We start from the raw sequence: 13,465 nt of genomic DNA on the forward strand, positions 1-13,465 counted from the left end.
CCATCCGGACCGCAAGTGATCATAAATGATGGAATGGTACTTTCATCGCCAGATGCAGCAGAAGATGGATAAATCGCAGGCGCCAGGCCGACCGCACATACCACAAATCCGGACAAGGCACTTCTAAAGAAACCCTTGCACACATAAGCACAGCGCGACAACGCCAACCCCCTGCAGAAATTCCGACAAATAGCGTCGAATCATTGAACGGGGGGTCACGCTCTGTGCCGCGACATTACTCCGACCGCAGCTTTAAGAGGATAACCAGATCATCAACGGCTGAAACATCAGCTGACCACGGCAATCACGACCTGCCGGTCTATGGCGCCAGGAGGGCCCATTTTCTTTACGTGCACGCTTTTTCCAGAAAAGTACCTCGATTTCTATTCGTCTGATCTTTCCCATTGCGAGCAGGAGTCGGACCAGGTGTCCATCTGGGGATATACCGATATACCGACACCAGCCTCGAACCCCCTACGGGAAGGTCGGGAATATCCATGTCCAGCATGAAACAACCACATTCCAGGCTGAATCCTTGACCGGCAGCCGCAGGTCGACCGAACCTCACCGCCGTGAGCTCGCCATCGGTCGATCAGTGCGAGCCGGGCTCGATGATTCGCTGGACGAGATCGGGCGTCCACTCCACGTACTCGACCTCGGCACCGTCCGCATGCCGGGCGTAGAGGAACCTCCCGGTCTCGGACCTGGTCTCGGGCACGGTGATCCGTCCGCCGTGTGCCGCGAGCTGCCGCGTGAGCTCGTCGAGGTCGGAGACGACCACGGTGGCGGAGGCGGGATACCTCACCCGCTCTTCCAGCGGCACCTCGATGACGAGGAAGTGCCCGATGGCGGCGGCCTTGACGTTGTCGAACGCGAAGCGGATATCGGGCTCGCGGCCGACCAGTTCCCGGAGGAAGGGCAGCGCCCGGTCAAGGTCGTCCACCCAGAGTCGGGCGTAGGTCCTGAGGATGCTCATCGCGTTGTTTCTTTGCTCCGTGCTCTCTTGTGGTTACTGGCTAACGATAGGAGAGTGAGAGCTGACCAGGAAGAACGCACTTTTTCGTGAGAGAGGAACCTCACGGTGACCGAGCAGTCAAGCAGCGTGGGGGAACGCGGCGATGTCATGCGCGCCCAGGCGTTGGCAAGGGAGATCTTCGCCAACGTCGCCAACAAGTGGGCGTTGCTGATCATCAACGCCCTCGGCGAGGACACCCGGCGCTTCACGGAGCTCCACGCGGCGGTCGAAGGCATCAGCCACAAGATGCTCACCCAGACCCTGCGCACCCTGGAACGCGACGGCGTGGTGAGCCGCCTCGTCCACCCCACGGTTCCACCACGCGTCGACTACACCCTCACGGAAGCCGGCCTGAGCCTCCAGACGACGGTCAACGCCATGTGCGTGTGGACCCGCCGGCACCTGGACAACATCGACGAGGCCCGCCACCGCTTCGACGCGCGATAGTTCCGCCGCTGTCAAGCACGGCAACCGAACCGGCCGAAGCGGTGCGGGCCAGAGCCGATGAGGGTGTACAGAAATGAACACCCGGCCGGGGAGCGGAGGCCGGTTCTCGTTCCGCTCCCCCGCCGGGCATCGCGTTGCGGCTACTTCAACCTGATGGTGGTGAAGTGGCTGCTGCCGTCATCGAGCTTCAGCTGGAGCCGGCGGCAGGTGTGGGACCAGCTCTTGTCGGTCTTCCACACGTAGTTGTACTGGCCGTCCTTGTAGCTGACTCCCGAGTGCCCCGGGTTCCTGATCGGCTCGGCCGCGCCGGTCGGTTTCCCGGTGTCGCAGGTCACCTGCTGAGAAGCCGGGTAACCGGGGGCGAAAACGCCGGTGCCGTGGTAACCGTCGAGACTGAACTTGATCGGCACGGCGCTGCCGGCCTTGCCGTTCATCGTCTCCGGGAAGTAGGCGTGCCAGCGGTAGACGACCTGGTAGGTCACCTTCTGGTCGGCGGTGTTGCCGGCGCGGTCGGCGGCGTTCACGGTGAACTCGTGGAAGCCGACGGTGGAGGTGTCGAGCCGGCGGCCATCGCGTACCGTGCCGACGCAGGTGGCGACTCCGGACAGGTTGTCCTTGCACCGGTACGACGCGTCCGTGTCCTTCCCGAGCGTGTAGACCGCCCCATCGGTGGGCCTGGTGAGGGAGATCGTCGGCTTGGTGACATCGACGGTCACCTTCACCGCCTGGTCACCGGAGATCGACACGCGACGCTCGGTCGCCACCGCGCCTTCGACGGTCACGGTGAAGTCGCACTTGACGTGGGGGAACACCGCCTTGAGCCGGCCGTCCGCCCCGGTGGTACCCAGGTTCCGCGGGCCGTTGCCGCAGTCGGCCCGCACCGGTGCCCCGACCAGCGGCTGACCGGCATCCGAGATCGCGGAGACCGTCACCGCGTTCAGCGCGTTGTGCGCCACCGCGCCGCCCACGACGTCAAGGGTGGTCTGCAGCCGCTCGGGACTGATGTTGTCCATCGTGTCCGTCGGCCTGTGGTACTGCGGCTCGGTGACGTACGTCCCACCGGTCGGACCACAGACGGCCGGCGAGGCCGGCGGCCGGTAGTCGAGCCAGATGAACAGCGAGGACGGGATGCCCGCATCGAAGAACGCCTGGTGGTCGCTCTGCCCGAGCCTGCAGTTGCGCAGTCCGTCGAACCCGAAGCGTGCGGCCGCGTTGTACGCCTCCTGGACCACGTAGTTCGACTGGCCGTCCGGGGTCAGCGCCCACAGCCGGGCCGGCTCGTACGGCGTGCCGACCATGTCCATCTGCCACTCGCCGACGAACCGCGCCTTCTCCTCCGCGGTCAGCGTGTTCACGTACGCCTTCGCGCCGAGCAGGCCGCCCTCCTCACCGCCGAAGCCGCCGATCCGCAGCTCCTTGTCCAGCGGATACCGGCTGAGCGTCCGGGCGATCTCCAGAGAGACGCCGTTGCCCGAGGCGTCGTCATGGGCGCCGGGCGCGCCCAGCACCGAGTCGATGTGCGCGCCGACCATGACGATCGGCGCGGTGGTGCCGGTCGGGTCGCCGACCGCGTGCCGGATGCCGATGACGTTGGTGCCCATCGGGGTCACGTATTCGTTCGTCGCGATCGTCAGCGTCAGCGGCCCCTTGGCCAGGAGGTCCCTGATCCAGGTGTTGTGCGCGCTGCCGCCGCCGATCACGGGGATCTCCGGCTGGGGCGTGGTGAGAGTGAACGACGGCGGCGCGGAGTTGCCGGTCGGGTAAGCCAGGATGACCGCGATCGCACCGTGGCTCACCGCGTTGGCCACGGCGGTGTTCCGGACCGCGGCGGTGGTGCTGTAGTCCATCAGCACGATGTTGCCCGCGGTGTCCGCGGGGAACTCGGCGTCGGACTGGCCGGTCTTGGCGTCGACGACCTGCCCCTTCACGCCGGTGTCGCCGGTGAACTTCCCGCTGGTCGAGGCGGCCATCTGCCAGTTAGGTCCTCCGGGCAGGTCCGCGTCCGAGGACGTGACCTTCGCGACGCGCTTGGTCGAGACCGGGCCCCATGACTGGAGGGTCACCTCGAAGCCGTAGGACTTCAGGACGCCGCCGATGTACTCCGCGCCCTCCCGCTCCTGCGGGGTGCCGTTCAGCCGCGGGCCGATGTCCACGGCGAGGTGCCGGATGTGGTTGACGGAGTTGACCGAGTCGAACTGGCCGACGATCTCGCTGTCATAGTCCGGCAGCAGTGTGCTCGTCGCTGCGGGCGCGGCCGCCGTCAGATCTGGGCCGGGCGGCCCCTGAACCTGTACGCCGCCGGCGGCCGCCGACACGGTCCCGAAGGACAGTGCCGCCGCCAAGCCACCGATGACGGTAAGTCGTTTGAACCGGTGAGGTTGTTTGGGTGAACTCCTCACGGAGCGCCTCCTGGTCATGGCGGACGTGAAAGTCCGCGTAGCGTCCCCACCTTCCGGGTCGCAGAGGGCGAGGACAAGGTTGGTAATGAGCACCAGTCGGGCAAGTGCGAATGATCACGTTATTCCTCGGGGTTCTGATCACCTAATGTCCTAGGTCCTGACCTTGTCTCTGTTCTGTATCGGTTCCATATCGCGCTCGTGGTCGCGGTGGGAGGACGCGACCGGGTCTCTTGCTGGGGCGGTGGCCGGGCCTGGTGGCTGGTGTTGATCAGCCACAGCGGCCTCGGCGTGCTGTCCGTGTGGTTGCGCATGGAGGCCAGAGCCGTGAGACCGGTGAGCCGGTTCTCCGGCGAGCATCTCTGTACAGGTCGCTCTGCGGGCCGATGGGCTGTCTCCCGGGCGCGCTACGGTGAGCGCGCCGTGAGGAGGCCGCCACAGCGTTTTCAGGCGTCGAGCTGGCGAGTGATCGACGGATCGGTGATGGTCGTGTCGTCGGCGAGCAAGAATGCTTTGGACAGGATGATCGAAAGCATTCCGCCGTCCTCCTCGAAGGGCAGGAAGACGGACGCGGTGCCGCGGTCGTGCCCGGGGACGATGCACAGGTAGGCGTCGTTGGGCTCCATCAGGATGTTGCCCGAGCCCAGATGGATCTTGTAGGTCCGCCGGTCTCCGCGTACGCGCAGGAACCGGTCGGTCAGCTCCGCCCGATCAGCGATCTTCAGCCGGGGCAGCAGCCGGGTGAGCGCATCGTGCCGGGTCCTGGCGGTCTCGGTGAGCTCGCCGAACCCGTAGGAGTTCCAGTACGCCTCGTGCCCGCCGGTCGCCTGCTGGTCCAGGCCCACCGAGGCGACGCCGACGGCCAGGTCGGCGTCACGGAGCACTTCCGACAGCACCAGCGGCGGCACCTCGGCCAGCGGCACCCCCTCGCGGACGACGCGGTTCCCCATCTGGTCGCGCTCGGAAAGCTCCTGTTCATCCCGGTAGAAAGTGATCTGTTCGCCGGCGCAGAAGGAGGCGGTGCCCCACTCATCGGCTTCCCCTTCACCCGTCACATGCATGCCCCAGCGGGCGCGCCAGCCGGACAGCTCCCTGATCGCCTCGCCCCGGTCGCCGCCGCCCTCGTAATCCCAGTGACCGATCGCCAGGCCGGTCCAGCCGCGCTGGTTCAGCAACGCCTTGGCCTGGCCGTAGCGCAGCACATGCCCGGCGAACCGGTTGGAATAGGTGCCGGTCTGCTCCTCGGCCGGAGTCAGCAGGTATATCTCGCGGAAGGCCTGCTTGTACGGCTGGCGGATTCCGTGCTCCAGCAGGTGGTCACGCCAGGCCCGCACCTCCTCGGCGGTCGCGTGAATCGGGTGCCAGAGCTGAACCGAGGTGTCCGGATCGAGCTGGGTACGGTGGCCTCGCGGATCGGTGAATTCCCATCCCACCTCGGTCCTGACCGGCAGCCCCGCCGGACCCTGCGGGACCTGCCAGATCAGGGTCCGGGCGTACAGGCCGGTCACCGGGTGGTCGAGGAAGAACTCGGCCACCTCCTGCCAGCGCCACGCACGTTCCTTGATCAGCGCCTGCTCCAGCCGGAAGCGCTCGGCCGAGAGCGCCTGCTTGAGCTCCTTGAGCGTGATCTTGAGGTCGGCCAGCGCCGGATCCTTGCGGATCGCCTGCGGGGCCGACTTGACGGTCTTGCCGGCGGCGTTGACGAACCGGAGCGTGAGACCGTCGGCGCAGAGCCGTACGAGGTAGTCGCCGATCTTCTCTTCCCGGACCCCGTCCTGACCGAGCCCGAAGGCCGGAACGGTGCGGTCCACCAACTGCTCACGGGTCAGCCCCGCCTCGTCGGCCAACGCGTCCAGGGTGCGCGCCACGTTGTTCAGCACGGACCTCACACGGGCCTTGGCCTGGAGGCGGGCCAGCGGCACGATCGCCGCCGGCCCTCCGCGGCGGGCCAGGACACCGACGGCGGCGTTGGTGATCATCTCGCTGCGGCAGGTGGAGCCCATCCCGCTTCTTCTGCTTCCGGTGCCGCAGTTCAGCGCGACGTCACCGAGGAGCGAGGTCACCCACCGCTCCTCGATCGCCTCGCACGTCCACACCATGCCGCGCACCGGTACGGCGGTGCGCTCGTCCAGGAAGACGGTCTCCTCCCACTCGAGATCACCGCTGACCCGGTTGACCTTCCGCTCTCGGTAGGACACCAGCCGGGTGAGGATCTCCCTGAGCAGGCCGACCGTCTCAGGGGTGAGCAGTGCCTTGGCAGTCTTGAGCCATTTGCCGCTCGGCTTGGTGGAGCGGGCGGTTCTCCAGTGGCGCAGCAGCGGCAGGACCGCGGGGTCGGCCAGGCGCGGGCCGTACTCCTCGGCCAGCAGCCAGGCGAAGGCGTCACCCTCCCAGATGACGTTCCGCACCACGCCGGCCGGACCGTGCTCGGCCGGTTCGACCAGCAGCTCCTCCAACTGCCCGGCCAGAGCCTCCCGCGCGGGCTTCCACTCCGCTACGCGCGACTGGGAATGCCAGCCCGGCTCTCCCATCCATCCGAGGATCTCGCGGCGCTCCCGGAAGCCGCAGCGGCGCGTCACCGCGAACGGCAGCAGGAAGATCTCTTCGTAGCGGGTGTTGTGGCCTCGATAGACCAGCTCGTGGGCCTGCCGCACAAAAATATGAGCGTCTCCGGGCGTCCAGTCGATGTCGCGCTCGGCCACCGAGCGGATCAGCCGCAGGACGCGCTCGTAGTGATCGTGCCCGTCCTTCTCCCCCAGTCCCAGTTTCAGCTGCGCCCAGTACCCGTACGCCCGCCAGTCGGTATCCGGCCCGGGCTCCAGCCCCTGCTCCAAGAGTGCTTCGAAACGGCGGCAGGTCTCCCTGGTCTCGTCGCTCACATACCCATGCAGATTGGTGTAGAGGAGATTGATCTCATGGATGTCAGTCATGTCAGCCACCGACCAGTGGGACGAGCTTGATGAACGACAGAACCGGGTCGACGGTCAGGTCGATCACCTCGGACAGGTCGTCGATCTGCCGCTCCCCGACCAGCAGCAGGAACCCGTTGCGCTGGAACGCCCGCTCGGCGATGTCCGCCTGACGCTCCCAGTCGATCCGTCGCGTCGCGCCCATCCGGTAGCCGTTCAGCTCCACCTCGGCGTCCACGGGACGGACCAGCCCGTTGAACCGGGCCGAGGGATTGGCGTTGTAGCGAGCGACCTCCTCCCGGACGCGAAGCCGTACCAACTCCCGTGCGGAGATGTTTTCCGGCAGGTCGGGGAGGGTGAACTCCTCTATCGGTTTTCCCGTCGCGGTCTCATCCCGGAAAACGACCGTTGCCATCCCGCAGCTCCACAAATCATCGGAATCGTTGTGATGGCCATAACTATCAGCCCGCTCCGACATAAAACCGATGCCACCGTCGGTGGCGAGCTCCTCCAAGCCTGGCCGATGTGCCGCGAATCAACCACTATCGAATAGATCTGCCCGATATATCCATATTTGAAGAGGGATATCTGAATCCTCGCCCGGAGGAATTGGTGCTCAACTTGCGGCGCCGGGGGTAGAGGTGCTCGTCCCGGGTTCCGGACCAGCGATCGAGGTCGAGTAGGTGCACGATCTCATGGCCCAGACTGAAAGCCGTAATAGCCCTGTGGAGCGGTCTGGAGACGTTCCCATCCAGCAGCCTCGCGCCGCTCCCTGGGGGATCGTAGCTGTTGACGTGGTCGGCGAAATCGGCAGCATCCAGAGCCGCGGTGGCGGTGACGCTCGGGTAGTGGTCACAGATCCGCTCCGCCGGAACCCCGTCCCGGAGCAGCGCGGCGACCTCGTCATAGGGAACGCGGGTCTGCTGTCTGTCTCCCAGGTCGGGAAACAGGTCTTCCTGTTCACTCATCACGCCAGCCGACGCCTCTTACAGCATCCCCCACCGTGGCCGTTCATTACAGCAGCGGCGACCTGATCTTTGATCCGTTCACTGCTGTGAATACGGTCGGGAACGTTTCCAAAAACGGCGGCTTGGTTGACCATGTCGTCCTTATAGCTGACGCCGAGGCCTGGCGCTAGGCATAGAGGCCCTTAGAGGTCAGGCCGGATCTATTTGTCAATGGGGCTGGGACGAGAGGAGGGTAATGGCCGTCACCCCCCGGATGGCAATCTTCTCCAACCTTTCCTGCTTAGGCAGCAAAAGAAGAGAAGTGTCCCTCGTGACGAAGGCGACGGTCACAACCACGTTGGCTCTTTGCGACCGGATGATGATCGCGTTGTCGGAGCCTGCAAGATAGGCATCGCTCCCGAGCTGGCTCAAGGTCTTCCGCAGAGTCAATCCCGCATCACTGTCCTGACCACGAAACTCGGCTAACTGACGGGCGGCCAACTGGCTCCCAGAGGCCCCGCTCGTACGGGAAAACCTGTCGTATTTCAGCTCGACACTTCCATGTGTGAATATGCTGAAAAGAGCCGAGATATTCCATCGACATTGGCTACGCTGGCCTGTCGTCTCATTCCCTTCATTTTTGAGGCTCGGAGCCAAAGACAGCTCTTTCACCACCTCGTCAGCGGCCCGCTGGTCAAGCACTCCGCACGCATGGGGCACCTGCTCGGCTTCGGTGTAGACGACCCATGTCCAGGGGCGGTCCACAGCCACGAGCAAGACCAGGATGAGGGCGAGCGGTGCCAGCACACCACGCACGCCAGCCCAGCGTGAGCCGGTCAGGACGGGTGCGGGGGACCCCCACTGCTCGCTCCACCGGCGGATCGTCAGTACTTGGTCGTCGAACTCCACGTTGCGGGCCAGAAAATGAGTCCGCGGGGCGGGGAGCACAAGGCGGTGGGACAAGCTTGTATCCGCACGGCGGAGCGCGATGGTGCGTCCGGTCGGCGTCGGCCGTACTTCGATTGCGAGGATGGACGGCCAACGCAGCCGAGCAGGGAACGGCGGAAAAGTCCGGACACCGTCGCGACCAAGCTCGACTCGGTCGAGCGCCGCCGCGGCCATCGACAACCCTAGGAGGATCAGCCACGCTCCCGCGACCATCGCCGACCAGGCGTACTGCTCAATGCCCCACCAGCCGACGACGGCCCCTAGGGCGAGCGGCACCAGAGCTACGACTGTCAGCCATCGCGGCGGCCGGAAGACCAGAGGCTCTGGCGACGGTATCGACCGAACGGCAAACGTCGCGTCGGGGCGACGACGGCCGAGGACGAACCGTCCCTGAGCTCCGAACACCCACCGGCACGGCGTCTGTCTGGAGCCCGACAGACGCACCGCGTCGAACGTGAAGTCGTAGATCTCATCGAGCGTGATCTCCGCATCGTCGTTCAGGTCTGCCGCACCGGTGTCCAATCCTTCGATGAAGGCGCGGGTGAAGACCGAAGGCCTGGGGTCGATCTCCTCGGTCAACACACCGTCCTCGAATGCGTACTCCGTCGCAGACGAGGCCGTGATTATCACCAGCCCGCGCCCACCGAACCGCTCCTGGACGTGCACGGTCTGGTCGGCGCGCACGACCATTCCACGTGCGAACGCGCCGCTGTAGCAACAGTCGAGGATGAGAACGATCCGCCGCGATCGGCTCCGCTGAATGCACGCGTTGATGAAGTCAGCCGTCACCCCGGTGTTCGCAAGATCCTCGATATGCGTGTCCTCGGCGGCCAAATACAACGCTCCGGTGGCGTCCTTCAGGCCGTGCCCGGAGAAGTAGAGCAGGAGGAAGTCATCTGGGCGCCGGTTGGCGAAGAATTGCTCGATCTCGGCCCTGATCTCGCTACCGGCCTTGTCCGTCAATGTTTTCGTCTCGAAAGAGCCGACCTCTGGGTCGGACAGGACACGTCCGAGCTCCGCCACGTCCTGGGCGGGCGCCCGGAGTCGGCGCAGTTCCGCATCGTCATAGACGGAATTTCCGATGAGAAGCGCCTCCCGGGCCACGCGTTACCCTTCTAACTCTCTTGCGTGCCGTTCGATGAACAAATCGATGAGACGACTCATCTCTTGAACCGTCACGCCCGTCACCTCAAGCCGATCACCGTCGATCTCCACCACCACCGAGCGGCTGGCTGACAGCGACACCCATGACCGGATGGCGTCCAGCACGGTGCCAAGCGATTCCTTGGTCCCCGACACGATCACCGTGAGGGCGCCTATGACGGTCTGTAGCCCTTTGGCGCCCGATGGTTCGCCCTCCGACGCCCTAGGTTCGACCACCGATCCAACGTGAAGGCCGGCCAACATGCGACCGAGTGCCGCAGTCTCCTCTTCGGTTTCTTCCGGCTCGAAATCAGCGGGTAGGTCGAGCGTAAGCCCGAGGTGAACCCTGGAGTCAGCCAACATATGTCCCCCTTCGCCCTAATTGTCAGCAGCGACTTTACCCACACCACCCATAGGGTGAACGCCTGTTGATCTAATCGACTTCATATCCATACGAACGTGTCAGGCCGCCACCGGTCTCGCCCGTAAGATGGCGGAGGGCGAGAAACCATGAGCGCGGAATCGTTGTGGCGGCCATGACTATCAGCCTGCTCCGACATAAAACCGACGCCACTGTCGGCGAAGTCCACCTACCTGTACGGGGCCGCACAGTCGAGGTGACGTTATATATGCTCGTCAGTCGCGGTTGAGCTGCTGGGCGAAGGCGATGGCGGATTTCTCGGCGAACTCACCGCTTATCGCTACCACCCCTCCGGTGATCGACTCCTGGACGATCGGGGCGGAAACAATCTTGCCGTCGATGAGAATCGCGAGCTGGTTGCGGGGCGAGGATTCGGCGGCGAGCCTGCCGGTCATGTCAGCGAACACGAGGGCGTCGGCCTGGCTCAGGGTGACCAGGATCGCCCATTGGCCGGTGTTGGGCTCGACAGCGGCCACGGCCCTTTTGGCCTGCCTGACCGGTGTTCCCTCGGCCAGACGGAAGCACGCGGTTCCTGTGAAGTCCAGCAGATCCGTGCCGGTGCAGGGCGCCGGCTTGATCTCGAGGACAGGCTGGAGGCGGAGTAAGGCGGGAGGTTCGATGAAAGGTTCGCGTGAGCCGATGTAGTTCACGGCGACGGTGGTCACGACGAATATGGCCGCAGCGACCACGATCGCCGGGACGGCCGTGATCACGACAATCAGCATCGTCCTGCGCCCGCGCCGGGAAGGTGGTGCATCCAAGGTCATAGACCCCATGATTTACCAAAAGTGTCAATTCATCACTTTTCGATCAAAACCCAGGAAATCGGTAGTTTATCCGCCTGCCGAGAGATCGTTTGCCTATGTCGGCAGGCCGATATCAGCCCCATGCCCTCCTCGGGGAAGACAGCACGGGGCTCGTCTGGCCGATATGGGGCGTACTTCCTCTTAGTACCTAAAGCGGAGTGAGCGCCGAGTAGGTAGGGCGCCCCGCGATCAGCCTGCCCCTCGGCCACAGCGAGGGCGGACTTCCGATCGGGGCGCAACTCGTAGCCCCCTACGGCCGCGAGAACCTGCTCATCCGGGTCGCCGCCCGGCTTGAGCAGACCCTGCCCTGGAAGGACCGCACCCCCCAGATCTTCGCTGGGAGGTGCTGACGACGTGGCCGCGTCGAGCCTGGGTCAGCGCGCCCTCCGCGGTGCGGGGATCCCTCCCGCGGGGGTGTCACGGAGCAGCCAAACGGGGTTGGACAGGGCGATGACCTTCCCGGTGCTGTCTCGCACCTCGATCCGTACGAACCGGGGTGAGCTGGTGTCGACGGGCAGGTCGACGAAGCCCCGGTGCCACGCGGACGTCGGCATGTCGGTGAAGGTGGTGCCGGGTTCGGGCTGGGCCTCTCCGGCGAGGTCGACCGTTCCCTGAACGACGCGCACGACGCCGCCGACGGGGGGTTTGGTGAGGATGGCGCGCACGGTGCGGGTCGCGGCCCTCGACGTCGTGACGGAGCCCATGGGGGCGGATCCGTCGACGAGGAGGTCGACGACGCCGGAGAAGCGCGCGGGGTCACCGAAGTAGACCCGTCCGGCGGCCAGGCTGGTGAGCAGGTCGCCCAGATCGCGGCTGCGTGCGTGCGCCCAGGTGACGAAGTTGGATTCCTGGCCGAGCCAGTCCTGGCCGGAGTGGTCGTCGCTGACCCCCGTGCCGGTGAGGAACAGCGCGTTGCGGGAGCAGACGTCCCAGAGCTGTGAGTGCCGGTCGAGGTCGACCCCGCCGCGGCTGGGGTAGCCGACCTCAAGAATGTCGCAGCCCATGGCCCGGTCGGCGAGGACGGTCTTGGCGACCGCCGCCCGGAGCGTGTCCTGCCCTTCGGGCGGGAGCTCGGCGGGGTGGGCGGTGCCGAAGGGGTGGTTGTAGGAGGCGAGACCGCCGTTGGAGTGGATCATCTGGACGACGGCGAGCCCGGCTGCCGGATCGGGGTCGGCGACCGGCAGGGGATTCGCGAACTCAGGCATGGTGATCTTGTGGCCGAACCAGTTGACGTGCGTGGGCTTGACGAGGGAGACCTCGAGGCCCTGGTACTGGCGTACTGCGGGGAACCGTCTGGCGTAGCCGGCCATCAACTCGGCCTGCACACGCAGGGAGGCGTTGGCCGAGCGTGCCGGGCGGGAGATGCGCAGCAGGTCGAACCAGCCGTCGGCGAGACGCTCCTTCTCGCTGACCGCGCCGAGGGTCAGGGTGATCATCGCGGCGTCGCGGCTCTCCAGATCCGGCCAGAACCTCTCGATGTCCTCGGCCGGAGAGATCTTCAGCGTGTTCCACCGTCCCTGCCGGGCGGGCAGGTGCACCACGCCGTCCAGCCCGGACCGGCTGCGGGACCTGCCCTGGGTCCCGTCCACGACGTAGGTCAGGGTGTACTGACCGGCGGGCCGGTGGGCGGTGGCCGGTCGCCAGCTCGTGCTGACCACCAGGGTGAGGTAGGCGTGCGGCGACACCTCGGCGGGGAAGACGTCGACCTCGATGGTCTGGTCGTACAGCGACCGCTGCATCACGGTGTTCGTGGCGCCCGCCGAGATCCTCACCGCCGCCGCGTCGCGGCCCGCGGAGGTCGCCGAGAGGCGCACCGATCCGGGGGTGGACGCGTCGCCGGGGGAGGCCGTCGTCTTGTCCCACAGAACCTGGGACGACGCGAGGGTTCCCTCCCGCTGCTCGGCCCACGACCACGCCACCCCGTTCACCTGCTCCGCGGCGCCGTTCATGTGAACCAGGTTCGGGTAGCCGTGCTCGGCCATCCGGAAGTCGTGCTCGGTCCACCACAGCACGTCGATGCCGGCACGGGTCGCCTGGTCGAGGTGGCCCTGCATGGTGCCGTTGCCCTCGCTCCAGGAGGCGTGGATGTGCATCGCCATCGACACCGGACGAGAGGCGGCGCCCTTCGTGGTGGCCTCAGCGGCCAGGGCCAGGGGCTGGGGTCCCAGCGAGAGACGCCCGGCTCCGATGGCGGCCACCGCCGCCGTCGTCTTCAACACATGGCGGCGTGATATCGAGCTCATCGTGCTCCAACCCTCAGCGAAACTACCGTGAGGGTGAGGGTGGCCCGTGCGGATGAACCGGACATGGCCGCCCAATGAGGCACGAACTAACGCGGCCTGTGCAATCACGTTTTTGTGCCTATAAGTACGGATTGCACGCTTTTCGGCGGCGTTGTCGATATCTCACAGGCGGGTGCCGGCCTGCCGAGAC

The 13,465-nt window shown here is 65.8% G+C and carries 10 protein-coding genes; 1 reads left to right on the forward strand and 9 read right to left on the reverse strand.

Features of this window, described 5'->3' with window-relative positions; genetic code table 11:
- Nucleotides 1-592: 592 nt before the first annotated feature.
- Nucleotides 593-976 carry a VOC family protein gene (locus DKM19_RS37570; protein ID WP_110702508.1) on the reverse strand — a complete coding sequence of 128 codons (384 nt, stop codon included), beginning with the start codon at nt 974-976 and terminating at the stop codon, nt 593-595.
- A 105-nt stretch (nt 977-1,081) separates the two neighbouring features.
- Between DKM19_RS37570 and DKM19_RS37575 the strand changes: the two genes are divergently transcribed.
- A complete protein-coding gene (locus DKM19_RS37575) occupies nt 1,082-1,462 on the forward strand; it encodes a helix-turn-helix domain-containing protein (protein WP_239513799.1) in 381 nt (126 codons plus the stop codon).
- 140 nt (nt 1,463-1,602) lie between these two features.
- Here DKM19_RS37575 and DKM19_RS37580 read toward each other — a convergent pair whose 3' ends face one another.
- The 8 genes from DKM19_RS37580 to DKM19_RS37620 form a co-directional block, all read right to left on the reverse strand.
- On the reverse strand, nt 1,603-3,861 hold the full coding sequence (locus DKM19_RS37580) for a PxKF domain-containing protein (protein ID WP_162642063.1): 2,259 nt from the start codon (nt 3,859-3,861) through the stop codon (nt 1,603-1,605).
- Nucleotides 3,862-4,304: 443 nt separating this feature from the next.
- Nucleotides 4,305-6,788, reverse strand: a complete 2,484-nt coding sequence (locus DKM19_RS37585) for a DUF4132 domain-containing protein (RefSeq protein WP_110702512.1) — start codon at nt 6,786-6,788, stop codon at nt 4,305-4,307.
- Between the two features lies 1 nt (nt 6,789).
- Nucleotides 6,790-7,182: a hypothetical protein gene (locus DKM19_RS37590; protein WP_110702514.1), complete on the reverse strand. Its 393-nt coding sequence runs from the start codon at nt 7,180-7,182 to the stop codon at nt 6,790-6,792.
- A gap of 127 nt (nt 7,183-7,309) precedes the next feature.
- On the reverse strand, nt 7,310-7,735 hold the full coding sequence (locus tag DKM19_RS52230) for a DUF433 domain-containing protein (protein WP_239513800.1): 426 nt from the start codon (nt 7,733-7,735) through the stop codon (nt 7,310-7,312).
- A 207-nt stretch (nt 7,736-7,942) separates the two neighbouring features.
- Nucleotides 7,943-9,766, reverse strand: a complete 1,824-nt coding sequence (locus DKM19_RS37600) for a caspase family protein (RefSeq protein WP_110702516.1) — start codon at nt 9,764-9,766, stop codon at nt 7,943-7,945.
- 3 nt (nt 9,767-9,769) lie between these two features.
- Nucleotides 9,770-10,168 carry a hypothetical protein gene (locus DKM19_RS37605; protein ID WP_110702518.1) on the reverse strand — a complete coding sequence of 133 codons (399 nt, stop codon included), beginning with the start codon at nt 10,166-10,168 and terminating at the stop codon, nt 9,770-9,772.
- Nucleotides 10,169-10,441: 273 nt separating this feature from the next.
- The gene (locus tag DKM19_RS37610; RefSeq protein WP_110702520.1) at nt 10,442-10,951 is read right to left on the reverse strand and encodes a hypothetical protein; all 510 of its coding nucleotides are present in this window, start codon (nt 10,949-10,951) and stop codon (nt 10,442-10,444) included.
- A gap of 455 nt (nt 10,952-11,406) precedes the next feature.
- Nucleotides 11,407-13,275: a hypothetical protein gene (locus tag DKM19_RS37620; RefSeq protein WP_162642065.1), complete on the reverse strand. Its 1,869-nt coding sequence runs from the start codon at nt 13,273-13,275 to the stop codon at nt 11,407-11,409.
- Nucleotides 13,276-13,465: the final 190 nt, after the last annotated feature.

This window comes from Streptosporangium sp. 'caverna' (assembly GCF_003203775.1).
Classification (GTDB): domain Bacteria; phylum Actinomycetota; class Actinomycetes; order Streptosporangiales; family Streptosporangiaceae; genus Streptosporangium; species Streptosporangium subroseum.